General features: G+C 65.6%; 20 protein-coding genes. 12 read left to right on the top strand and 8 right to left on the bottom strand.

Features of this window, described 5'->3' with window-relative positions; translation table 11 throughout:
- The first annotated feature begins 250 nt into the window (after positions 1–250).
- The 9 genes from acnB to J8I87_RS10510 all read left to right on the top strand — a co-directional run bounded on the left by acnB (position 251) and on the right by J8I87_RS10510 (position 10,965).
- Positions 251–2,836, top strand: coding sequence for a bifunctional aconitate hydratase 2/2-methylisocitrate dehydratase (acnB, locus tag J8I87_RS10550; RefSeq protein WP_209931410.1), 2,586 nt, complete (start codon positions 251–253; stop codon positions 2,834–2,836).
- A 703-nt stretch (positions 2,837–3,539) separates the two neighbouring features.
- Positions 3,540–3,863: a DUF4148 domain-containing protein gene (locus J8I87_RS10545; RefSeq protein ID WP_209931393.1), complete on the top strand. Its 324-nt coding sequence runs from the start codon at positions 3,540–3,542 to the stop codon at positions 3,861–3,863.
- 192 nt (positions 3,864–4,055) lie between these two features.
- Positions 4,056–4,538 (top strand): hypothetical protein, encoded by a 483-nt coding sequence (locus J8I87_RS44610; RefSeq protein ID WP_245253834.1) that lies wholly within the window; start codon positions 4,056–4,058, stop codon positions 4,536–4,538.
- An 84-nt stretch (positions 4,539–4,622) separates the two neighbouring features.
- On the top strand, positions 4,623–5,036 hold the full coding sequence (locus J8I87_RS10535) for a hypothetical protein (RefSeq protein ID WP_209931409.1): 414 nt from the start codon (positions 4,623–4,625) through the stop codon (positions 5,034–5,036).
- 343 nt (positions 5,037–5,379) lie between these two features.
- Positions 5,380–5,898 carry a MarR family winged helix-turn-helix transcriptional regulator gene (locus tag J8I87_RS10530; RefSeq protein ID WP_209931392.1) on the top strand — a complete coding sequence of 173 codons (519 nt, stop codon included), beginning with the start codon at positions 5,380–5,382 and terminating at the stop codon, positions 5,896–5,898.
- 16 nt (positions 5,899–5,914) lie between these two features.
- Complete coding sequence (locus J8I87_RS10525) at positions 5,915–8,092, top strand: FUSC family protein (RefSeq protein WP_209931391.1); 2,178 nt, start codon at positions 5,915–5,917, stop codon at positions 8,090–8,092.
- A 34-nt stretch (positions 8,093–8,126) separates the two neighbouring features.
- Positions 8,127–8,336 (top strand): DUF1656 domain-containing protein, encoded by a 210-nt coding sequence (locus tag J8I87_RS10520; RefSeq protein ID WP_209931390.1) that lies wholly within the window; start codon positions 8,127–8,129, stop codon positions 8,334–8,336.
- The gene (locus J8I87_RS10515) at positions 8,333–9,400 is read left to right on the top strand and encodes an HlyD family secretion protein (RefSeq protein WP_209931389.1); all 1,068 of its coding nucleotides are present in this window, start codon (positions 8,333–8,335) and stop codon (positions 9,398–9,400) included. The genes J8I87_RS10520 and J8I87_RS10515 overlap by 4 nt, the downstream gene beginning before the upstream one ends.
- Positions 9,397–10,965 (top strand): efflux transporter outer membrane subunit, encoded by a 1,569-nt coding sequence (locus tag J8I87_RS10510; protein WP_209931388.1) that lies wholly within the window; start codon positions 9,397–9,399, stop codon positions 10,963–10,965. The genes J8I87_RS10515 and J8I87_RS10510 overlap by 4 nt, the downstream gene beginning before the upstream one ends.
- Positions 10,966–10,982: 17 nt before the next feature.
- On the opposite strand, the gene J8I87_RS10505 is transcribed toward J8I87_RS10510, so the two are convergent.
- From J8I87_RS10505 to J8I87_RS10495, 3 genes are all read right to left on the bottom strand, one after another.
- On the bottom strand, positions 10,983–11,852 hold the full coding sequence (locus J8I87_RS10505; RefSeq protein WP_209931387.1) for an alpha/beta fold hydrolase: 870 nt from the start codon (positions 11,850–11,852) through the stop codon (positions 10,983–10,985).
- A 46-nt stretch (positions 11,853–11,898) separates the two neighbouring features.
- Positions 11,899–13,131 (bottom strand): MFS transporter, encoded by a 1,233-nt coding sequence (locus tag J8I87_RS10500; RefSeq protein WP_209931408.1) that lies wholly within the window; start codon positions 13,129–13,131, stop codon positions 11,899–11,901.
- A 111-nt stretch (positions 13,132–13,242) separates the two neighbouring features.
- Positions 13,243–15,486, bottom strand: a complete 2,244-nt coding sequence (locus J8I87_RS10495; protein ID WP_209931386.1) for an NADP-dependent isocitrate dehydrogenase — start codon at positions 15,484–15,486, stop codon at positions 13,243–13,245.
- A 396-nt stretch (positions 15,487–15,882) separates the two neighbouring features.
- On the opposite strand from J8I87_RS10495, the gene J8I87_RS10490 reads away from it, so the two are divergent.
- Positions 15,883–17,091 (top strand): MBL fold metallo-hydrolase, encoded by a 1,209-nt coding sequence (locus tag J8I87_RS10490; RefSeq protein WP_209931385.1) that lies wholly within the window; start codon positions 15,883–15,885, stop codon positions 17,089–17,091.
- Positions 17,092–17,292: 201 nt separating this feature from the next.
- The gene (locus J8I87_RS10485; RefSeq protein ID WP_209931384.1) at positions 17,293–17,658 is read left to right on the top strand and encodes a hypothetical protein; all 366 of its coding nucleotides are present in this window, start codon (positions 17,293–17,295) and stop codon (positions 17,656–17,658) included.
- Positions 17,659–17,811: 153 nt separating this feature from the next.
- On the opposite strand, the gene J8I87_RS10480 is transcribed toward J8I87_RS10485, so the two are convergent.
- The 5 genes from J8I87_RS10480 to J8I87_RS10460 form a co-directional block, all read right to left on the bottom strand.
- Positions 17,812–18,522, bottom strand: coding sequence for a DUF899 family protein (locus tag J8I87_RS10480; protein ID WP_209931383.1), 711 nt, complete (start codon positions 18,520–18,522; stop codon positions 17,812–17,814).
- Between the two features lie 94 nt (positions 18,523–18,616).
- Entirely contained in the window at positions 18,617–19,270 is a 654-nt protein-coding gene (locus tag J8I87_RS10475) for a glutathione S-transferase family protein (protein ID WP_209931382.1), read from the bottom strand.
- Positions 19,271–19,423: 153 nt separating this feature from the next.
- On the bottom strand, positions 19,424–20,152 hold the full coding sequence (locus J8I87_RS10470) for an FprA family A-type flavoprotein (protein ID WP_209931381.1): 729 nt from the start codon (positions 20,150–20,152) through the stop codon (positions 19,424–19,426).
- 59 nt (positions 20,153–20,211) lie between these two features.
- On the bottom strand, positions 20,212–20,550 hold the full coding sequence (locus J8I87_RS10465; RefSeq protein ID WP_209931380.1) for a DOPA 4,5-dioxygenase family protein: 339 nt from the start codon (positions 20,548–20,550) through the stop codon (positions 20,212–20,214).
- 154 nt (positions 20,551–20,704) lie between these two features.
- Positions 20,705–21,769, bottom strand: a complete 1,065-nt coding sequence (locus J8I87_RS10460) for a phytoene/squalene synthase family protein (RefSeq protein WP_209931379.1) — start codon at positions 21,767–21,769, stop codon at positions 20,705–20,707.
- Between the two features lie 477 nt (positions 21,770–22,246).
- Here J8I87_RS10460 and J8I87_RS10455 point away from each other — a divergent pair, with 477 nt between their 5' ends.
- A complete protein-coding gene (locus J8I87_RS10455; RefSeq protein ID WP_209931378.1) occupies positions 22,247–24,127 on the top strand; it encodes an ABC transporter ATP-binding protein in 1,881 nt (626 codons plus the stop codon).
- The last annotated feature ends 60 nt before the right edge of the window (positions 24,128–24,187 follow it).

Raw genomic sequence — 24,187 nt, 5'->3', positions numbered from 1 at the left:
CGCTGCGCACAGGGAAATGAACGGCGCCTGAACGTCATGATGTCATCCCAAACGCCGTTTCGGGATGACCGCTTTCGTGCTGGTGCAGCGTTCACGGCGGCCTCGAACGGGGCGGTCAACTCTTATATAAGACATAAGACATTTGACGTAGCAGGGCATTACAATTAGAATCGCGATCAAAGCAGTGGCCGGAACAGCTTCGGCGTGCCTGAAAAGCCCTCCCCTGAAACGTAATACCAGCAGGTCTCCCATGCTTGAAAACTTTCGCGCTCATGTAGCCGCACGCGCCGCGCTCGGCATTCCTCCCCTACCGCTGACGGCTCAGCAGACCGCCGATCTGGTGGAACTGCTGACGAAGCCGCCCGCAGGCGAAGAGCAGACCCTGCTCGACCTGATCACCAACCGCGTGCCCGCAGGCGTGGACGAAGCCGCCCGCGTGAAGGCGGGCTTCCTCGCCGCCGTGGCCAAAGGCCAGACCGCCTGCGCGCTGATCTCGCGCGAGCGCGCCACCGAACTGCTCGGCACGATGCTCGGCGGCTACAACATCGCCCCGCTGATCGAGCTGCTGTCGGACGCCGAAGTCGGCGCCGTGGCCGCCGACGCGCTGAAGAAAACCCTGCTGATGTTCGACCAGTTCCACGACGTCAAGGACCTGGCCGACAAGGGCAACGCCAACGCCCGCGCGGTGATGCAAAGCTGGGCCGACGCCGAATGGTTCACGAGCCGTCCGGAAGTGCCGCAAAGCCTGACCATCACCGTCTTCAAGGTGACAGGCGAAACGAACACCGACGACCTGTCGCCGGCCCCCGACGCCACCACCCGCCCGGACATTCCGCTGCACGCACTGGCGATGCTGAAGAACGCGCGTCCCGGCATTACGCCGGAAGAGGACGGCAAGCGTGGTCCCGTCGGGTTCATCGAGTCGCTGAAGGAAAAGGGCCACCTGGTCGCGTATGTGGGCGACGTGGTCGGCACCGGCTCCTCGCGCAAGTCGGCCACCAATTCGGTGCTGTGGTTCACGGGTGAAGACATCCCCTTCATTCCGAACAAGCGTTTTGGCGGCGTGTGTCTGGGCGGCAAGATCGCCCCCATCTTCTACAACACGATGGAAGACGCCGGCGCGCTGCCGATCGAACTCGACGTGTCGAAGATGGAAATGGGCGACGTGGTCGAACTGCGCCCATACGAAGGCAAGGCTCTGAAGAACGGCGAAGTGATCGCCGAGTTCCAGGTCAAGTCCGACGTGCTGTTCGATGAAGTGCGCGCCGGCGGCCGCATTCCCCTCATCATCGGCCGCGGACTGACGGCCAAGGCACGTGAAGCGCTGGGCCTCGCGCCGTCGACGCTGTTCCGCCTGCCGCAGCAGCCGGCCGACAGCGGCAAGGGCTTCTCGCTGGCCCAGAAGATGGTCGGCCGCGCCTGCGGCCTGCCGGAAGGCCAGGGCGTGCGACCGGGCACGTACTGCGAACCGAGGATGACCTCGGTCGGCTCGCAGGACACCACGGGTCCCATGACCCGCGACGAGCTGAAGGACCTGGCATGCCTGGGCTTCTCGGCCGACCTCGTGATGCAGTCGTTCTGCCACACGGCCGCCTATCCAAAGCCGGTGGACGTGAAGACTCACCAGACGCTGCCGAACTTCATCAGCACCCGTGGCGGCATCGCGCTGCGCCCGGGCGATGGCGTGATCCACTCGTGGCTGAACCGCATGCTGCTGCCCGACACCGTGGGCACGGGCGGTGACTCGCACACCCGCTTCCCGATCGGCATCAGCTTCCCGGCCGGTTCGGGTCTGGTCGCCTTCGCGGCCGCCACGGCCACGATGCCGCTCGACATGCCGGAGTCGGTGCTGGTCCGCTTCAAGGGCAAGATGCAGCCGGGTGTGACCCTGCGTGATCTCGTCAACGCAATTCCGCTGTACGCGATCAAGCAAGGCATGCTGACGGTCGCCAAGCAGGGCAAGAAGAACATCTTCTCGGGCCGCATTCTCGAAATCGAAGGCCTGCCCGATCTGAAGGTCGAGCAGGCGTTCGAATTGTCGGATGCTTCCGCCGAGCGTTCGGCCGCCGGTTGCACGGTCCACCTGAACAAGGAACCGATCATCGAATACCTCAACAGCAACATCACGCTGCTGAAGTGGATGATCGCCCAAGGCTACCAGGACCCGCGCAGCCTGCAGCGCCGCATCAAGGCGATGGAGCAGTGGCTGGCCGACCCGCAACTGCTGTCGCCCGATGCCGACGCCGAGTACGCAGCCGTCATCGAGATCGATCTCGCCGACATCCACGAGCCAATCGTGGCCTGCCCGAATGATCCCGACGACGTGAAGACGCTGTCGGACGTTGCGGGCGCCAAGATCGACGAGGTGTTCATCGGCTCGTGCATGACCAACATCGGCCACTTCCGCGCCGCGTCGAAGCTGCTGGAAGGTAAGCGCGACATCCCGGTCAAGCTGTGGGTGGCCCCGCCGACCAAGATGGACCAGAAGCAGCTGACGGAAGAAGGTCACTACGGCGTGTTCGGCACCGCGGGTGCCCGTACCGAAATGCCGGGCTGCTCGCTGTGCATGGGCAACCAGGCACAGGTGCGCGAAGGCGCGACGGTCATGTCGACGTCGACCCGCAACTTCCCGAACCGCCTGGGCAAGAACACGAACGTGTACCTCGGCTCGGCGGAACTGGCGGCGATCTGCTCACGCCTGGGCAAGATCCCGACCAAAGCCGAGTACATGGCCGACATCGGCGTGATCAACGCCAACGGCGACAAGATCTATCAATACATGAACTTCGACCAGATCGAGGACTTCAAGGAAGTCGCCGACACCGTGGAAATGTAAGCGTGCTGTCGGGCTACGGCGTGCTGTTTTCGCCGTAGCGCCACGAAATGGCGCCGTGGGCTGAATGCCCGCGGCGTTTTTTTTGGGCACTACGCCGCAGTGGGATCATTTGACAGCCTCACGAAAAGGGCTGTCGCTGAATGGCTTCCTGTGCTCTCCCGTATCGTCCGCTGGGATCCGATCACAGTGGCCTGCCAAGGCTGGCAAAAACATGACGCGTAAGGCCGTCGCAGCACAATGATTCAAGCCACCGCGCACACTAAAACTGAGTACGCGTCCGGTTGCCCTATACGAGTACTTCGCGGCCGCCGGCTACCTGCCGTTCAAATGTTGCCGAAACTGCATTCATCGCGGAATGCCTGGCCCGAACGAGAAAAAACATAAACTCGGGAATAGAAAGCGGACTTGCGTCGTATCACCTTGCGTGACTCCCTCGTGCGCTCTGCACGCACACCGAAAGCCACGCGTAAGTCAGGTGTGGCCTTAAGAATTCACCACATCTGTTTCGCCCAGGAGCTTGCTGACAAGCCGTTACGTTGTCCGCGTTCCTGATCGTCTTGTTAATGCCGGTGCGTTCAATAGCGCACTGCGTTGCGCATCTCATCGGGCCTGGGCCGGCATATCAGCGTTAGAAGTTTGTCAGCATGGATGTCGCGGGCCGGCAGCACGCCTACGGTGGCACGGACATCAAAAGGAGCTCATCATGAAATCGCTCGTTTTCGCAATCTCGGCAGTGTCGGCCCTGGCACTGCCGCTCACTGCCTTCTCACAGACCGACGCGGCGCCAACGCGAGCGCAGGTGCGTGCCGAGTTGCAACAACTCGAACAGGCGGGCTATGACCCTGCGAAAGGTGAAGATCCGAATTACCCGGTAGACGTTCAGGCGGCCGAGGCGCGAGTGTCGGCGGCCAACGGAGCCACAGCTTATGGGGGCACTTCTTCGGGCTCATCTTCGTCGGGGTCACGCGCAACGACACGTCCGGCTTCCGGCGACGAGCTGCGCCAGATTTACTTTGGCGGAGAATAGGCGTTTCGCTAACCTCGACAGTCTCTGCTGCTCGGCGCGACAAATCCGGGCGCCGTAAAGATAGGGCTTGGGCCCGCCTCGTTTGATCGAGCGGGCGCAGCCCATTGCGCCGTACGCAGCGTTTCCTGACATTGCGTGACGCCCGCACGACACGGCGATCACTTCCGTCGCCGCACCCGGCGCCCGCGCAGAATGCCTTTCCGCGACCCGCCAGCACGACGGCACGACGGCACGACGGCACGACGGCACGACGGCACGACGGCACGGATAATCGTCATTCGCGCCGAGTTCCGTCAATGCCTCATCAAGTTCTCCAATCACGATTTCATTGAGAGCGTCACGCACGGCCGGCTGTTCAGCCAGATGGTCGCGACGCCATTCCCGATAACCACTTCGATAGTTCGATTGCTCACGACAGCGTTTCAATATGACTTCGGCAACCCCAATGCCTTCTCGGCAATGAAGCACAGGATCAGTTGCGGGCTGACGGGCGCGAGGCGTGAATCCACGGAGCCGATGCTCCAGACCTATGCGGGCCGCGATCTCGTCGCTCTTCCCTATGAGACGGCGATATTCGAAAGCAGGCTGAGGCTCTTCTATCGCAGGAAGACGTACATGTCGCCTGCCGTGCAGAAGTTTCGCCCGACGTGGCACGAAGCGTTATCGTCCACGTGAAGGCGCGCGTGCTCCGTTTACCGACCCGTTGCGCGAGATGCCATTACAATCCAGCACTTCGATCCGACAGCATTGAACTGCGCGATGATCAACCTTCTTGCATCGACCTTCGCGGCGGCTATCGCCGCCGCGAGCCTCGCCACCAGCACGGCCGCGCTGGCCGACACCGCAGGGGGCGGCGGCAGCGGCGCCCAGCAGTGCGCGATTGGGTATGTGACGGGCGTCGGCGGATCGATGCAGAGCTTTCGTGAATACCTGGCGACGCCCGACAGAGACAAATTCCGCTACCTGGCGGACAACGAGCTTCACTGCCAGATCTCCGACGAGGGCCGCACGTCGGCGTGCATGGGCGTCACCAACCTGCGCAATGAAAAAGTCAGCGTGTACGACGATATCGACAGCACGACGATGGCCGTCGTCGCCCGCGTTGAGCTCGAACGGGGCACCTACCCGGTGATCATCGTCGTCCGGAAGCAGGACGTTCGGTGCGAAGAATGATCTCCCCGAAGCGCTGATCTCACGCGCAAGCGGCCGTCGATCGCGTCCCGCGCAGCCGTTTCGCGACAGGCCGGCGAACTCGCGTTGCGATCGGGCTCATTCGACTCATATCCCACACTTCGGGCCGCGCTCGCCAGTCAGTTCTCGATCCGTCAAGCTCCCGCAACATCCCTGCCTCAAGCTGCTTCACCGCGGTCCGCTTTGCTTCCCCATCGCTGCCCTTCGCAGCCTTTGAGGGCGCTCACCCTCCAAAACATACCGAAAGAAAATTTTGAAGCATTCCCTTAAAAAGTCCAGGTCGATAGGATGCTAACGAACCAAAACCGACATACAATCCCGCCCCATGGCTAATCTCCACCTTCTGCGCCGCTCGGTCAGCAGCACGCTGGTTCTCGCCGCGCGCCGCTGGCGCCGCACGAGCCATAGCGTGCTGTCCGCGTATAACGTTTCCGAGGCCTGCGCGGGGCCGCTCCTCGCGGCCAACCGTCTGGGCGAGGCCGTGCGCCAGGTGACGCTCGCGGAACACGTCGGCATCGAAGGGCCGTCGCTCGTGCGCCTGCTCGATCAGCTGTGCGCGGCGGGACTCGTGCGCCGCGACGAAGACCCCGACGACAAACGCGCCAAGACCATCACGCTGACGGACGAAGGCCGCGCCGTCACCGCGCGCATGGAAGAGCGGCTGATGGAACTGCGCGCGCGCGTGCTCAAAGGCGTGAGCCGCGAGGATCTGGAAACGACGCTGCGCGTGCTCAACGCGTTCAACGCATCGCTGGATGCGACGGTTGCGCCCGGCAGCAAGGGGGCGTCCGGCGCGCCTGTCCGCTCCATCCCGGCGGGATCGGACAGCCGGCGCAAGACATGAGCGACGCATAACCGCCATGGTCTATCCTTCAGCCCGCGACTGGCTGTTTTCCGCCAAGACGTTCGCGGCCGCGATGATCGCGCTGTATATCGGCCTTGCGCTCGAATTGCCGCGCCCTTACTGGGCGATGGCGTCCGTCTATATCGTCTCGAACCCGTTCGTCGGCGCGACGCGCTCGAAGGCGCTGTACCGCGCGCTCGGCACCGCCCTCGGCGCGGCGGGCGCGGTGCTGATCGTGCCGCCGTTCGTCGAGTCGCCGTTTCTGTTCAGCGCGATCGTCGCGCTGTGGACGGGCACCCTGCTCTATCTGTCGATGAACGACCGCTCCGCGCGCAGCTATGTGTTCCTGCTCGCGGGCTACTCGCTGCCGCTGATCGCGCTGCCCGCCGTCACCAATCCAACCGCCGTCTTCGATCTCGCCATCACGCGCACGGAAGAGATTCTGCTCGGCATCGTGGTCGCGAGCACCGTGGGCAGCGTCGTGTTTCCGAGCCGCCTCGCGCCGACGCTGATCGAACGCACTGACGCCTGGTTCCGCGACGCCGCGTTCTACGCGAGCGAAACGCTGTCGGGCCGCATCGCGGGCGCGCCCATTTCGGCCGCGCGGCAGCGGCTCGCCGCGACCGTCAACGGGCTGGAAATCCTGCTGAGCCAACTGACGTACGACCACACCCGCCCCGACATCGTGCGCCGCGCGCGCGCGTTGCAGGGGCGCATGCAGATCTTCCTGCCGCTGATTTCGTCGATGGCCGATCCTTTGATCGAACTGATGCGCGAGCGCGGCGCGCATCCCCCCGAGGTCGAAGCGCTGCTCGCGGACGTCGCGAAGTGGATCAGGTCGCCCGCGCTCGAAGCGAAACACGCGGACGAGCCGGACCTCGAGGCGCAAGCGCTGCACGAGCGCGCCGCCGCGCTGCGCCCGCCTGCCGAAGCGCTCGCTGACTGGGGCGGCGCGTTGCTGTCGAACGCGCTCTGGCGGCTTGGGCAGGTCATCGACGTCTGGCAGGACATCCGCTGCCTGCGCGCGGCCATCGTCCACGAGACGGCCCTGTGGCGCCCGCGCTTTCGTCACTGGCGGTTGGGCGGCACCGAGCGCTTTTTCGATCGCGGGATGATGCTGTTTTCGACGGCGTCGGCCGTCGGCGCGATCATGGTGGCGTGCGGGCTATGGATCACATCCGGCTGGAACGACGGAGCAGGCGCGGTGACGCTCGCGGCCGTGTCGTGCTGCTTCTTCGCGGCGCTCGACGAACCCGCGCCCGCGGTCTTCAAGTTCTTCCTGTCGACCTGCGCGAGCGTCGTGCTGGCGGGCCTCTACGTGTTCGTCGTGCTGCCGCATGTGCACGACTTCGCGATGCTCGTGCTGATCTTCGCCGGTCCGTTCCTGATCATCGGCACGCTGATTCCGCGCCCGCAGTTCAATCTCGTGACGATGCTCGTCGCCGTCAACACGGCCACGTTCATCAGCATCCAGAGCGCCTACGACGCCGACTTCTTCGTGTTTATCAACAGCAATCTCGCGGGCGTCGCGGGCCTGCTGTTCGCCTTCATCTGGACGCTCGCGACGCGGCCGTTCGGCGCCGAACTCGCGGCCGCGCGCCTGACGCGCTCGGCATGGGCCGATGTCGTGACGAGCGCGTCGACGGCCGCGATCGAGGACCAGCGCGATCTGTACTCGCGCATGCTCGACCGGTTGATGCAACTGCTGCCGCGCCAGGCCGCAACCGATTCTCATCGCCATCCGTCGATCGAAAGCTTTCGCGACTTCCGCGTCGCGTTGAACGCGCTGGACTTGCGGCGCACACGCCGCAAGCTGACAAGCGACTTGCATGGGCCCATCGATGACGTGCTGGCGGGTGTGCGGCAGTATTTCGAGCAATGCATTACGCGGCGCAATCGCCAGCCCGTGCCGCCCGCGCTGATCGATACGATCGATGCCGCTGTCGCACAGGTGACGACGCGCAGTATCGAGCGGGCGCAAGGCGGCACGCAGCCGGGGCAGCCAGGAACAGCCCCGGCGCAGGGAGAGGTGCAGGCACAGTTGCAGGGCGCGGGCGAACGACGGGCGCCCGCGCTGTCCGGCGAACGCTGGCTGCGCGACACGCTGCATGCGCTCGTCGGCATGCGCCTGTCGCTCGCGCCGCCGCGCAGCGCGTCAGGCGGCAACCCGCCGCTCAAGGAGGAGACTGCGTGATGCCCCGTCAACCTTACTTATTCTGTCGACGCACATGATCGGCGAAATCGACATCCTCGGCGTGTTCGTGCCGGCCGTGCTGGTCCTGATGCTGATCGCCTATCTGGTGAATCTGGCGATCCGCACCATGCTCGCGCGCGTGGGCTTTTACCGCTTCGTCTGGCACCGTTCCATTTTCGATCTCGGCATTTATGTACTGGTGCTGGGGCTTGTCGTCATCGTTTCGCACCGGTTCATAACGTGAAGAAAACCTGGTTCTCCGTCGGGCAGATCCTGCTCACACTCGTCGTCGTCGTGATCGCAGCGGTCGTGCTATGGAAGGTGGTCGACTACTACATGTTCGCGCCGTGGACGCGCGACGGCCACGTGCGCGCCGACGTCATCCAGGTCGCGCCCGACGTGTCGGGGCTCATCACCGAAGTGAACGTCCTCGACAACCAGCAGGTCAAGCGCGGCGAAGTGCTGTTCGTGATCGACCAGGCGCGCTACACGCTCGCGCTGCGCAACGCGCAAGCCACCGCGCAGCAGCGCCGCGCGACGCTCGACCAGGCGCGCCGCGAAGATGCCCGCAACCGCACGCTCGGCAACCTCGTCGCGCGCGAAGCCGTCGAGGAAACGCACTCGCGCGTCGAGACGGCGGCCGCCGCGCTCGCCGATGCCGAAGTCGCGATCGATACCGCGCGCCTGAACCTGCAGCGCACGGTGATCGTGAGTCCCGTCGACGGCTATCTGAACGATCGCGCGCCGCGCGTCGGCGAGTTCGTGTCGGCGGGACGCGCGGTGCTGTCGGTGGTGGACATGCATTCGTTCCGCGTCGACGGCTACTTCGAGGAGACCAAGCTGCGCGGCATCGACATCGGCCAGCCCGTCGACATCAAGGTGATGGGCGAGCCGGGCGTGCTGCGCGGTCACGTGCAGAGCATCGTCGCCGCGATCGAAGACCGCGACCGCCAGCAAAGCCAGAACCTGCTGCCGAACGTGAACCCCGCATTCAGCTGGGTGCGTCTTGCGCAGCGCATTCCCGTGCGCGTCGCGCTCGACGAGATTCCCGCCGACTTCCGGATGATCGCGGGCCGTACGGCGACGGTGTCGGTGGCCGGCATGGGGCCGTCGATCGGGCGCCGTTCGGCTTCGAATGCGGCTTCGAATGCGGCTTCGGAAACGCCGGCTTCGAATCCGGCTTCGGGAATGCGGGCTGCGTCGGCGTCAGCGGCGTCCGCCGGCGCGGGCGCATCCGCGACGGGCGCGCCTCGCGCGGGCGGCGCATCGTCGCTCGCCACCGGGCCCGCATCGGGCGCATCGCGATGAAGCGCATCCCGTCCATCACGGCAGCGCGCGTCGGCGGGACGCTGTTGCCCGCGCTGTTGCCCGCGCTATTGCCTCTCGTCGTCGCGCTGAACGCCTGCACGACGGTCGGCCCCAACTACAGGCTGCCCGAGAACGCGATGGTCAACGCGCCATACGCGAACGGCGCGATCGACGGCGCGGACGCAGCGCCCGTCACGCAGCAGCCCGTGCCGTCGAAATGGTGGCGTCTGTACGACGACCCCGTGCTCGATCAGCTGGTGATGGAAGCGCTCGCATCCAACACCGATCTGCGCGTCGCCGCGGCCAATCTCGCGCGCTCGCGCGCGGAGGTCGAGTTCGCCAGCGAACAGGGCGGCTTTTCCGGCAAGACGTCGGCGGCGTTCCAGCGCGCGCAGGAATCGGCCGAACAGTATCTGCTGACGGAGAAGATCCCCGTCGTCAACGAAGGCGCGCTCGACCTGAGCGTTTCGTACGAAATCGATCTGTTCGGCAAGCTGCGGCGCGGCGTCGAAGCGGCGAAGGCCGACGACGAAGCCGTCGAGGCCGCCAGCGACCTTGCGCGCGTCACGGTCGTGGCCGATGTCGTGCGTGCCTATGTCGAGTCGTGCGCGGCGGCTGACGAACTCGCGATTGCGCAGCAGTCGCTGTCGTTGCAACGGCAACGGGTCAAGCTCACGCAGCGGCTGCGCGACGCGGGCCGGGGCAACCAGCCGGACGTCACGCGTGGACAGACGCAGGCCGATACGCTCGCCGCCGATATCCCGCGCTTCGTCGCGCGCCGCCAGGCGGCGCAATACCGGCTCGCGATGCTGCTTGCACGCGCGCCGTCCGAATTACCGCCCGCCGCCCTCGCCTGCAGCAAGCTGCCGCATCTGAAGCAGCCGATTCCCGTCGGCGACGGCGCCGCGCTGCTCAAGCGCCGCCCGGACGTGCGGCAGGCCGAACGGCAGCTGGCGGCATCGACGGCGCGCATCGGCGTCGCAACGGCTGCGCTGTATCCGTCCGTGAGCATCGGCGCGTCGGCGGGCTCGGTCGGCCTCGCCGCCGACCTGTTCGGCCCGGCGACCAACCGCTGGGCGTTCGGTCCGCTGATCAGCTGGACCTTTCCGATCAACGGCGAGCGCGCGCGCGTGCATCAGACGCAAGCCGCAACGAGCGGCGCGCTCGCGCACTTCGACGGCGTCGTGCTGAACGCGCTGCGCGAAACGCAGACGAGCCTCTCGACCTACGCGTCCGATACGACCCGCGCCGATGCGTTGCGCACCGCGTACAAATCGGCCGTGCAGTCGGCCGACGAAACGCACCGGCTGTATGTTGCCGGACGCGGGTCGTTCATCGACGACCTCGACGCGACGCGCACGCTGACGACCGTTGCTTCGCAGGTCGCGGCTGCCGAGAGCCAGGTGGCGATCGATCAGGTGAACCTGTTCCTCGCGCTCGGCGGCGGATGGGAAGAGGACCAGAAAGCGGCCAGCGCCGAAAAGGTGGGCGCGAAGATGGGCGCGAAGATGGGCGCGAAGGCAGGCGCGAAGATGGAAGCGAACGGCGGCGAGAAGCACGAGTAAGCGCATACAGGCGCGCGCTACCCCGCTTCAAAGAGGGTCCCGACGAACCGCTCGATCACGCCGTTGAACAGCGCCGGCCTTTGCAGCGGCGCGAAATGGCTGACGTTCGGCAAGACGATCAGTTCGGCGTCCGGGATGGTTCGCGCGAGATAGTCGGCGTGTTCGCGCTTGATGAACTCGTCGTGCTCGCCGATCGCCACGGTGACGCGCACAACGATCTGCGCGAGATCATCGGCGGTGTAGGTGGGCTGCGTGCGCTGCATCTCGCTGACGGCGGCGACGAACGCGTCGAAATCGCCGGGCGTTGAAGAGAGCGCCTGGTAGTCGTCGCGATGCCGCCTGAAGCACGCGTCGATCACGGGCGTCGGCACGAATGCCTTTGCGCCGCCGGGGTCCATGTTGCACGCGAAAAAGAACACGCCGGCGACGCGTTCGGGCACGCGCCGGCCAAGGATCAACGCGGTGCACGCGCCATCGCTCCAGCCCACGAACGCGGCCCGTTGCACATGAAGCGCATCGAGCACGGCGAGGACGTCGGAGGCCATCAGGTCGTAGCTGTAGGGGCGAGTGTCGCGCGTGCTGCGGCCGTGTCCGCGGCTGTCGATCAGGATCGCTCCGTAGCCCGCGGCAACGAGCGCGGGCACCTGATAGCCCCAGTTGCCGCGATGTCCGAGGCCGCCATGCAGCAGTACGACGGGCTGGCCCATAGTGGGCTGGCCCATAGTGGGCTGGCCCATCACGGGCTGGCCCATCGCGGGCTGGCGCGCGCCATAAACGGACCACGCGATGCGCGCGCCCTCGTTGTCCACGAAGCCCTCTTCGTCCGCTTCGGGAAGCGGCGCGGCGCCATGCGCTTCGAAGTGCTGCAGGTCGTCGTCCCGTTCCATGTCGATCCCGCTCCTCGCCGGTGGCGAACGGTTCATTGTGCCAACGTCATTCGACGCTGTCCGGCGAGCGGTCGCCCAACCGCGCGACGCGCGGCGCACCGCTTCGGCGAAGCCCGCTCGCCAGTACGGCCACGGCCCCGAGCGCGCCCATGCCGAGCGAAATCGCGACGACCACCGCGCCGATGCGCCCATTGCCCGAAAACAGCCCGACCAGCAGCCCCGCGAGCGGCTGCGTCAGGTTGTTGAGCATGATGACGACGCCGAGCGTCTTGCCGTAATCCCCGGCGGGAATGATCGCCTGGCGCACGCTGCGGATGTAGATGCTGAACATCTTGTCGAAGCCGACGATCAGCAGGAAGCCCGCGACATAGCCCCACACGGACGGGCTCAGACCCGCGATCAGCCCACCCGCGAAGATCGCGACAAACGACACGAGCCCCAATGCGTTGCGCGCAATCCGCACTCTGGCGATCACGAGCAGAATCGCGATCGTCGCTATCGCGCCCGCCGTTTGCACGCACGCATAGAACGCATCCCGCCGGCCATGCAGTCCCGTCACCATCGCGGCCGACGTGGCGAGCGTCACGCCGATCACCAGATTTTCCGCGGCGGCGAGCGCGACCAGCCTGCCGAGGCCCGGCAGACGCGCGACATGCGCAAGCGCCGTCTTCACGGGCGCGAGCCAGTTCACCGGCTCGTGTCCGCGCATCGTCCATTCGAAGCGGCTCGCGCGCTGCCAGAGCAGCGTCGCGCCGTCGGCGGCAAAAAACAGCAGCGCCGCGACGCCGACGACGATCTCCCAGCGCCACCAGCCGAGCAGCAAACCGGCGAGCATCGGCCCGAGCACGACGCCGACCTGGTCGGCGATCTGCGCATACGACAGCACCTTTTCGAAGCGCTCCGACACGAAGCTCTGCGGCAACAGCACTTCGCGCGCGACGAGCCCCTGGCTCGTCAGCGCGCCGCACACGGCGGACAGCGCGATCAGCCAGCCGATCCCGCCGAGTGCGGCAAAGCCCGCCATCCCGGCCGCGCAGGCGAGCGCGCGATAACGCTGACTCGCGCGCAACACCGTGACGGGCGACATCCGATCGCACAGCGCGCCGCACACGGGGAACACGATATAGCGCGGGAAAGCCTCGATAAAGAACGCGATGCCGGACGACGTCGCCTTTTGCGTGGTCTGAAACACGACGAGCGGGACGAGGAAAAGCAGAATCTGGTCAGCGAGCCGCGAGAAAAAGAGCGACGCGAAGAACGCCTGATGCTGGGCGCGCATGCGATTGTGAGTGGTGTTCACGCGTTCGTTCGACGGCAATCCATCGGCCCATTGAAAAAGCCCGCGCATCGAAATGCGCGGGCTTCGCTTACTGCGCCACGGCGTTCAGGGTCAGGCCGTCACGGCGGCCAGCGCGGCGTTGAACGTCTTGCTCGGACGCATCACCGTCTCCAGCTTCGCGAAGTCCGGCAGGTAGTAGCCGCCGATCTCCACTGCCTTGCCCTGCACGTCCGACAGTTCGCCGACGATCGTCTTCTCGTTGTCCGACAGCACCTTCGCGAGCGGCGAGAACTTCGCGGCAAGCTCCGCGTCGTCCTTCTGCGCGGCCAGTTCCTGCGCCCAGTACATCGCGAGGTAGAACTGGCTGCCGCGGTTGTCGAGCTCGCCCGTCTTCGGCGAGGGGCTCTTGTTGTTGTCGAGCAGCTTGCCGGTGGCGGCATCGAGCGTTCTCGCGAGCACCTTCGCCTTGCCGTTGCCCGACTTGATGCCCAGCTCTTCCAGCGACACGGCCAGCGCGAGGAACTCGCCCAGCGAATCCCAGCGCAGGTGGTTTTCTTCGACCAGCTGCTTCACGTGCTTCGGCGCCGAGCCGCCCGCGCCCGTTTCGTACATGCCGCCGCCCGCCATCAGCGGAACGATCGACAGCATCTTCGCGGACGTGCCCAGTTCCATGATCGGGAACAGGTCGGTCAGGTAGTCGCGCAGGATGTTGCCCGTCACCGAGATCGTGTCCAGACCGCGGATCACCCGCTCCAGCGAGAAACGCATCGCGCGGACCTGCGACATGATCTGGATCTCGAGACCCGACGTGTCGTGGTCCTTCAGATACGTCTCGACCTTCTTGATCAGCTCGTTTTCGTGCGGACGGTACGGGTCGAGCCAGAACACGGCCGGCATGCCCGAGTTGCGCGCACGCGTGACGGCGAGCTTGACCCAGTCGCGGATCGGCGCGTCCTTCACGAGGCACATGCGCCAGATGTCCCCCTGCTCGACCTGCTGCGTGAGCCCGCTCAGCACTTCGCCCGTCGCGTTGTCGACGATGCGCGCTTCGCCGTCTTCCGGAATCTCGAACGTCTTGTCATGCGAGCCGTACTCTTCGGCCTTTTGCGCCATCAGGCCGACGTTCGGCACCGTGCCCATCGTCTTCGGATCGAACGCGCCGTTGGTCTTGCAGAAGTTGATGATTTCCTGGTAGATGCGCGCGAACGTGCTCTCGGGAATCAGGCACTTCGTATCGGCGGGACGGCCGTCGGCGCCCCACATCTTGCCGCCTGCGCGGATCATCGCGGGCATCGATGCGTCGACGATCACGTCGTTCGGCGCGTGCAGGTTCGAGATGCCCTTCGCCGAATCGACCATCGCCAGCGCCGGACGGTGCTCGTGGCACGCGTGCATGTCGCGGATCACTTCTTCGCGCTTCGATTCCGGCAGCGCTTCGATCTTCGTGTACAGATCGACGAGGCCGTTGTTGACGTTCACGCCCAGTTCGTCGAACAGCTTCTGGTGCTTCGCGAACGCATCCTTGTAGAACACCTTGACGGCGTGGCCGAAGACGATCGGGTGCGAGACCTTCATCATCGTCGCCTTCACGTGCAGCGACAGCATCACGCCCGTCTTGCGCGCATCTTCCATCTGGTCTTCGTAGAACGCGACGAGCGCCTTCTTGCTCATGAACATGCTGTCGACGATCTCGCCATCCTGCAGCGCGACCTTCGGCTTCAGCACGATCGTCTCGCCGCGTTTCGTGACGAGTTCCATGCGGACTTCACGCGCCTTGTCGTTCGTGATCGACTTTTCGCCGTGGTAGAAGTCGCCATGCTTCATGTGCGCGACGTGCGTGCGCGACGCCATGCTCCACTCGCCCATGCTGTGCGGGTGCTTCTTCGCGTAGTTCTTGACGGCGGCGGGCGCGCGGCGGTCCGAGTTGCCTTCGCGCAGCACCGGGTTCACCGCGCTGCCGAGACACTTCGAGTAACGCTTCTGGATCGCTTTTTCTTCGTCGGTCTTCGGGTCTTCCGGATAATCCGGCACTTTGTAGCCCTTCGACTGCAGCTCCTTGATCGCGCTGACCAGCTGGAACACCGACGCCGAAATGTTCGGCAGCTTGATGATGTTCGTGTCCGCGTCCTGCGTGAGACGGCCCAGCTCGGCCAGGTTGTCCGGCACGCGCTGCTCGTCCGTCAGGAATTCGGCGAACTCGCCGAGGATGCGGGCCGCCACGGAAATGTCGCTGGTCTCGACATTGACGCCAGCCGGCGCGGTGAACGTACGGATGATCGGCAGAAAGGCACTCGTCGCGAGCAGCGGGGCTTCGTCGGTCAGGGTGTAGATGATCGTAGGTTGCTTGGTACTCATCGCTTTGCTCTTGGTCGAGAAAGGTTGGGAAATGCCGCCGGCGGCGCCACGGCCGACGCGAATGCCCCGAATTTTGCCTTATTTTGCTTTTTGACGGTTCGAAACGGGCCGGTCGAATGGGCTTCGAGGCAAAAAATTGCAGGAAGCGGGCTGCTTTAGGCGACCTTTATTCGGCGAGAACGCACTTCATTTCATCTGTCTGTTTCACTGCACGCACAATTTTTCCTGCACGCGGCTCGATCCGGGCGCGACCGTTGAACACTGCCGCGCGCGATTCGACATTGCGCGCGGCACATGGCGCGACGATGAACCCGGCTGCCGGCGCTGCGCCCAGACTGCACGGACACACCGCTCGCTGTACGCTTTGCTGACGTCCCGACTCTCATTTTGCTCTCGATGCCACTTCCGTTGCGTGTCCGCTTACTGCTCGCCGCTCTCGCCATCAGCGCCACGGCGGCAAGCTGCGGCGCCAGCGCGCAGCAGAACGATCCGACGCCCGAGCGGCTCGCCGCGAGCGGCATTCACCACGCCCCGCGCGCCGACAGCGGATTCGAAAACGACGATGGGCCGCTCGTGCGCGGATCGTTCCTGAAATGGCGCTGGAACCGTCTGATCCACGGTCTGCCGCCGCCGCCCGCGAACGGCTACGCGTTTCCCGTCGATCACCCGGACGTCGGCTGGATCAGCGCGAACCGCAGCGAAAACGCGATGACGTGGATCGGCCACGCCAGCACGTTGCTGCAGATTGGCGGCGTCAACATCCTGACCGACCCGGTCTTTTCCGGGCGCGCGTCGCCCGTCGCGTTCGCCGGCCCGAAGCGGCGCATGCCGCCCGCCCTCACGCCCGATCAGTTGCCGCACATCGACGTCGTGCTGATTTCGCACAACCACTACGACCATCTGGACACGGCGAGCGTGCAGGCGCTCAACGCACAGCCGGGCGGGCCGCCGGTCTTTCTCGTGCCACTCGGCATCAAGGACTGGCTCGCGAACAAAGGCATCACGAACGCGCAGGAACTCGACTGGGGCGACCAAACGCGCGCGGCGGGGCTCGACATCTGGTTCGTGCCCGCGACGCACTGGTCCGCGCGCAGCCTCGCCGACCGCAACGAGACGCTCTGGGGCGGCTGGGTCGTGAAGACGCCCGCGGGCGCCCGGCATCCGTATGCCGTCTACTTCGCGGGCGACACCGGCTACTCGGACGACTTCAAGCGGATCGGCGCGGCGTTCGGCTGCTTCGATCTCGCGCTGATTCCGATCGGCGGATATGAGCCGCGCTGGTTCATGGGGCCGCCGCACGTGGACCCGCAGCAGGCCGTGCAGATATTCGAGGACGTGCACGCGAAAAAAGCGATCGGCATTCACTGGGGCACGTTCGAACTGACGGACGAGCCGCTCGACGAACCGCCGCAAAAACTCGCCGAAGCGGCCCGCGCCGCCAACCTGCCCGACGACGCGTTCACGGTCCTGCGCCACGGCCAGACGATCCTGCTCGACGCGCCGGCCCAAACTGCCAGCGATAAATCCAGCCATCCACCCGCCAAGACATCCGGCAATACCGCCGCCGCGAAGATGGCCGCCACGCGCGGCGCCTGCACACGCTGAACGCGCGCCGCCGCATCGCGCCCGTCAGCGCCGCCCGGCGCTTGCGACCGCCCGCCATCGCACGCTCGATATGACGCGATGCGCCCGCATCCGGTTAAACCCTGTCGTGCATGGCACAACCTCGTGTTATTGTCGTACACACGGGTTTGAGCTTTGCTACGCGGAACTTACGTCCTATCCGTAACCTTTGCGAGCGTCGCCATGAGTGATGTACGCCATCTTCTGAACCAACGCGACCGGGTCGAGCTGCTGTGCTGGCTCACCTGCGGAAGCCTCGGGGCCTGGTATCTGAACGAGGCCTGGCCCACGCCGTCCTTCCACGTGGAGGCCGCGCACAAGTGGCTCGACCGGCATAACCGAACCGCGGACTGGCTGTGCGTCGCGAAGCTGTCGGCAATCGCGCTCGACATCGCGCAGCGGCACGCGTCGTTCGTCGAAGCGGATTGGGCACGCGACGCCGTCGAGGAAATTCTCGACACCGACGAACTCGACGCACAAGCCCGGCTCGTGCTGGCCGTATTCGGCGATTGCGAACGCGCGCTCGCCGACAAGCGCCTCGCGGACTGAGTCGCGCAGCGACACGCCGACCCACGGCAACACCAACAGCGCGCCGCGCTCACGCGGCCTGAGCGCACGCGGTCAGGCTGCGCGCGCGTGCCCCACAGCAGCGCATACCCGACACGCACGACACCGCCCGCGCCCAACCCTCGCGCACGCACGTCAGCGCGTGTAATCGAGCTTCGGATACCAATGCGGATCGCGCCCCTCGGGCGTCATGTCGAAGATCGTCCACATCGGCATCAGATCGGGCGCGCCGCGCGGGTCCTGCCCTGGGTCGGCCGTCTGAAAGCCCATCTCCGCTGCGTAGAAATGCCGGATCGTGCCGTCGCGGCGCGTGAACACCTGGAATGCCGGCTCGTCGCCGCCGTCTTCGCCGATCGCGCCGAAGTCGCGGCTGTACTCGCCGTTGACGTCCGAATACAGCTTCAGGTCTCGCCAGCCGCGCTCCTTTTTGAACGCAACGAGCCGTTCGATCGGCGAGCGCGCGACCACGGCGAGCGCGATGCGTTGCCCGATGTCGCGCGCTTCGCCGTCCCACGCGCTCAGTAACGACGTGCACATGGGACACGGCCGCTCGCGCTGCGGCCCGAACATATAGCTATAAATGACGAGCGTGTCCTTGTCGCCGAACAGCCCGGCGAAATCGACAGGACCCGCTTCGCCAGCGAAACGGTAGTCGCCCGTCACTTCGCCGCCCTGCGGGAGCGCGCGGCGCTGCTCGGCAACGCGCTCGATATGGCGGCGCAGCTCGATTTCCTCGGCGAGCAGCGCGTCCCGCGCGCGCCGGTACTCGACGCTTTCGTTCGGAAAATGCCTGCCGTTGCGCGTTGCGAGTTCGGCGGCGGGCATGAGGGAAGAAGCAGAAGACATGATCGGCCTCCATTGAAGAGCCTTCGGAACAGGGTGCCCGGCGCCGCGCCATTCTCGCGACGCCGGGGCGGCCGCTGAAAACGGTCGTGGACGCTCAGTCGCGATCCGGCGCGCCGAGCGGAAACAGGTGCCGGTACGGCCGCGCTTCATCGACGGCGCGCGCGAACGATGGCCGCTTCAAAAGACGCCTGCGGTACGCGAGCACATGTTCGAACTGCGGGTCGATCCCGTGCGTCCAGTCCGCGTAGAACAGGAACGGTGCGGCGGCGCAGTCGGCGAGGCTGAAGCCGTCGCCCGCCGCCCACTCGCGGTCTTTCATCACGTTGTCGAGCCACGCGTACGAGGTTTCGAGCTGCGTGCGCGCGTCGGCGACGCCACGCGTATCGTGCTCGCCCTCGCTGCGGAACGTGTCGAAGACGATTTTCTGCTGCGGCGTCGCGAGGTAGTTGTCGAAGAAACGGTCCATGCTGCGCACTTCGAGCGCGGCGCGTGGATCGTGCGGCACGAGCCGCACGGGGCCGGGATGAAAGAGCCCCAGATGCTCGATGATGATGCTCGCCTCGGCGATCGTGCGGCCTTCGTCGACGAGCAGCGGAAAGCGCTTCATCGGCCAGCGCGCACAGAGTTCTTCCATCGCGCCGGGTTCGTCGAGCCTGCGGTACTCGAACGGCGTGCCGTTCTCATACAGCGCGATGAGCGCCTTCTGGCAATACGAAGAAAACGGGTGGGCGTAGAGCTTCAAGGTCATCGTCGTCGTCCTTGCTGGCACATAGCGGACGACATGTCCGCTTATCTTGACGACGGGCGGCGGCAACGGAAATCGACGTCATCGGCGAAAAAAAATCCTGCTGCACTGCGGCGACGCGTCGCCTGCGCGCCGCAGTGCTCACGCAATGGACACTCATTCGTGCAGCGATTGCGCCAGCGCGCGGATCAGCGCCGCGCAGTCGCCTTGCCACGCGCTGCCGTGCATGCAGGCGAGCGTGAGCGGTTCGAGTGCGGCAAGCCTCTCCAGCATCATGTCGCCGTGTTGCGTGTGCGAGTAATAGTCGAGGCTTCGACGAAAGGCCTCGCTGGGGCCGAGGATGTCCGCATCCGTGATCGCGGGCAGATCGGCGCCGCCTTGCGTGAACAGATCGCCGCACAGCAGCGTGCGCGTCGTATCGTCGATCAACATCCCGCATTCCCACGCGTGCGGCACATGCGGCGTCGCGAGCCAGCGCAGCCGGTGGCGGCCGAGCTCGACAGCCTCGCCGTCTTCGAGACCGCGCGCGGGCCGGTCGGCGAGATCGTCGATGGAGACGAGCTTGGCAATCGATCCGCACAGCGGCTGCGCATCCGGCGCGATTGCGAGCCATTCGTTCAACGAACCGCACTCGTCCGCCTCGACGTGCGAAAACGCAATATGACGCAGCCGCTCGGGCGGCAACACGGACGCCACCGCTTCGCGCACGAGCGCGAACATCTTGCGCGGACCTGTGTGAAACAGCAGCGGCGCGTCGTCGGCGATCAGATACTGGTTGAAGGAGAAGCCGTCCCCATTCGCAAAGAAGATGGGCGTGTTGATCCGGTAGATGCCGTCCGCCACTTCATGGACGTTGGTGCCCGACACCGCATTGGTCATCGTCATGACGCAGCCCTCCGCGCGGCGCGCGCGCGTTCGTGCAGCGCACGGGCGGCGAAGGCGGCCTATCCGCCCAGCGCGGCGAGATTCAATGGATAAGCACGCCCGATCCACGCCGCGGAGTCGCGATGATCGCGCAGCGCGTTGCCCGTGTTCGGATGAATGAAGACATCGAGCGCGCCGTGGTTCAGCACGAGCCATTCGAACAGCTCCGCGAACAGCTCGCGGCCGAACGCGAGCTGGTACGACCACATCGGATGCGGACCGACGGGGCGCTCGTGAAAACGCCCCATTTCGAGCCTGCCGCCAAAGCGCGCGTCGATGGCCTCGCGCAGCGACCATGCGGCGTCGCGCGTCGCCTGATCGAAATACACGTGAGCGTGCCAGTTGACGATGTCGGTCATGGTCCGTTGCGGCCGATGCCGCCCTGTGCTGCGGGTTGTGCGAAGTTCATCATAGGCGCTCGACCGCGGTATGAACAAACGGGAATGATGCCGGGCGAGTTCAAGCGCATCGAGCGCATCAAGTGCTTCATGCGCTCCATGCGCTTCGTTCGCTTCATGTGCTTCGGGCAATGGCGAGCCGCGCTTCGATATCGCCGATCAGCTGTTCGATCCATTCGCGCAGCCGCGCATCCGACAGCGCGACGGGCACCGAGCGCGCGATGATGCCGTACACCGCATTGCGCCGGATCTTCGACACCTTCTGCGGCTCCAGCCAATGCGCGTTGTCGACGAGCAGAAGCAGCGTTTCGAGGCCGATCACGATCGGCCATACGCATGCGAGCCGCAAGCGCAGCGAGAAGCGCGGAATCACGAGCGTATAGTCGAGCGCCGCGCGAAAATGCCCGAGCGACTTGCGCACGAGCTCATGCATCAATGGTTGCGCGCGCTTCGATGCGCCCGGCTCCAGCAACGCCTGCGGCGTCAGCCCGAAGCGATCGAGCATCGCGGACGGCAGATAGCAGCGCCCGATGCGCAGATCCTTGCCGCAGTCGCGCAGCACGTTGGTCATCTGCAGTGCCTTGCCGAAACGCACGCCGCGCTCGAGCATCGTCGCGGCGTCGTCCTTCAGCGTGCCGGGCAGATGCGCATACGTCATCTTCGTCCAGAACTCGCCGACGCAGCCCGCCACCAGATACGTGTAGCGGTCCAGCTCGTCCCATTCGCGCAGCGCGACGATGCGGCCCGAACGCTCATCGGGAAAGGTGCGCAAATCGAACTCCATGCCCGTCGTCAGCGTCGTCACGATTTCGCGCACGGCCGCGCGGTCGGATTCGTCCAGTTGCGACAGCACGTCCAGTGCGGGTGCAATCGATTCGAGCAGCACCTTTTCGTCCGATTGCGTCTGCTGGCCCGCCACCTCGCCGGCAAGGCGCCGTGCAAGCCGGCCGTCGTCCGTCGCGCCGTTGACCTGCTCGCGCAGCGCGAGCAGCAACGCGAGGCGCTGCCCGGGCGGAATCAGCGCGGTATCGGCGATCGTGTCCGCGGCGCGCGCGAGCAGATACGCAAGGCCGACCGGGTCGCGCATGCCCGCAGGCAGAATGCGCAGCGTCAAATAAAACGAGCGGGACACCCCTTTGAGCAGCGGGCCGAGCAGAAAGGCCCGAGTGGAACTGGACATGAATTGAGGTCGAATCAGGTTGAGCCAGGCGTGGCAAGCGAAGTTGGAGTATTCAGCGCTGCCGCATTGTATCCGGCACGCGCATGCCGGGCTGCGATGCGCGGCGATCGCGCGGCGAACCATGCACAAAACCAACACTTCACGTCCGGTCAAAGGCACACACACGCTCACGTGACGCAAGCTTTCTTGCTACAATCCGTTCACGCATCATCTTCAAGCCGCAGCACCTCATTCACTCAATCACCCAAGGGAGGCGTTCAATGCACATAACGTGCATCGCTTTCTCTCGCGGAGTGTCTCGACGCGTCATCAGCTCCCGGAGCTAGGTCGCCGTCCGCGCCGGCACAGAGCGGCCCGCGCCTTTACTAGACAACCAGTTTTCTTCGTCGCCGCCGCACATTGGCGCGCACTGGCCGTCTGCCCTCGAATCATCTGACTGGATAGCGCTGCGCCGCTTCGCGCCGCACGCTGCGACACATGGCTAGCAAAAAAACCGACTTTGGCGCGCAAGCGTTCAGAAGCGTTCTCGGCTTCACTTTCAATCACTGGCACAGGCAGCCCGTGCGCGTTGCCGGCATCGCGGCGTTCGCGCTGATGGCCGCGTTCGCCGATGTGCTGACACCCATGTTCGCGGGCCGGCTCGTCGATGCGCTCACGTCGGCAGGCGCGGGCGGCAGCGCGGCCACCTCGTACGCTTCGCACGCGGCGCTCGCCGCGTTCTTCACGCTGGTCGCGCTCGGCATCGGCGGCACCGTGCTGCGGCAACTCGTCTATCGCAGCATCATCGTGATGACGCTGAAAATGATGAGCGCGATCTGCGCTGACGCGTTTCATCGCGTGCAGCGTTTCTCGACCGACTGGCACGCGAACAGCTTCGCCGGTTCGACCGTGCGCAAGGTCACCCGCGGCATCTGGGCGCTCGACCTGCTCAACGACACGTTGCTGATCGCGCTGCTGCCGTCGCTGGTGATGCTCGCCGGCTCGACCGTGCTGCTCGGCATTCATTGGCCCGTGATGGGCGCCGTGGTCGGAGTGGGCTCGCTGCTGTACGTTGCCGTGACGGTCACGCTGTCGCTCGGCTATGTCGCGCCCGCAGCGCGCCTGGGCAACCTGTGGGACACGCGCATGGGCGGCGCGCTCGCCGACGCCGTCAGCTGCAATGCCGTCGTCAAGGCGTTCGGCGCGGAAGAGCGCGAAGAAGCGCGGCTCGAGCGGGTGATCGCCAAATGGCGCGCGCGCACGCGCCGCACGTGGCAGCGCGGCACGACCAACGGCGGCGTGCAGGGCGGCATGCTCGCGCTGATGCAGGCGGCCATTGTCGGCTCGGCGCTGCTGCTGTGGCTGCGCGACGAAGCGAGCGTCGGCGACATCACGTATGCGCTGACCACGTTCTTCGTGCTGCAGGGCTATCTGCGCGATGTCGGCATGCACGTGCGCAACCTGCAACGCTCCGTCAACGACATGGAGGAGCTCGTCGCGCTCGATCGCGAGCCGCTCGGCATCGAAGACAAGCCGGGTGCGCGCGCAATCGATATCCGGCAAGGCGAAATCCGCTTCGATAACGTGACGTTCCGCTATGGCGCGCATCGGACGCCGCTCTACAGCGACTTCTCGCTGCGCATCGCGCCCGGCGAGCGGATTGGCCTCGTCGGCCATTCGGGCTCGGGCAAGACGACGTTCATCAAGCTGATCCAGCGCCTCTACGACATCGACGCGGGCCGAATCACGATCGACGGGCAGGACATCGCCGATGTGCAGCAGGCGTCGCTGCGCCAGCGGATCGCGATCGTGCAGCAGGAGCCCGTGCTGTTCCACCGCTCGCTCGCGGAGAACATCGCGTATGCGCGCCCAGGCGCGTCGTTCGACGACATCGTGCGGGCCGCGAAGCTCGCCAGCGCGCATGAGTTCATCGCCGCGCTGCCGCTTGGCTACGACACGCTCGTCGGCGAGCGCGGCGTGAAGCTGTCGGGCGGCGAGCGTCAGCGGGTGGCGATCGCGCGCGCGTTCCTCGCCGATGCGCCGATCCTGATCTTCGACGAAGCCACATCGAGCCTCGACAGCGAGAGCGAAGTACTGATCCAGCAGGCGATGGAACGGCTGATGGTCGGACGCACGACGCTGGTGGTCGCGCACCGGCTGTCGACGGTGCGCGCGCTGGATCGGTTGCTGGTGCTCGACAAGGGCCGCGTCGTCGAAGAAGGCAGCCATGAGCAGTTGATCCGGATCGACGACGGCGTGTACCGCCGCCTGTTCGAACGTCAGGCGCTGGAGCTGACGAAAGGGCTGCTGCTCGATGACGGCCCGGTGCGCGGCAGCGAGCGCATGACGGGCGACCGGAGTCTGATCGCCGGCAAGTAGGCGGACGCAAGTAAGCTGACACAAGTAAGCAGACGCCCGACTCATAAAAGCTGCGGGCGG

It is taken from the genome of Paraburkholderia sp. LEh10 (genome assembly GCF_017814945.1).
Classification (GTDB): Bacteria; Pseudomonadota; Gammaproteobacteria; order Burkholderiales; family Burkholderiaceae; genus Paraburkholderia.
This window is presented reverse-complemented; position numbering and strand designations above follow the sequence as displayed.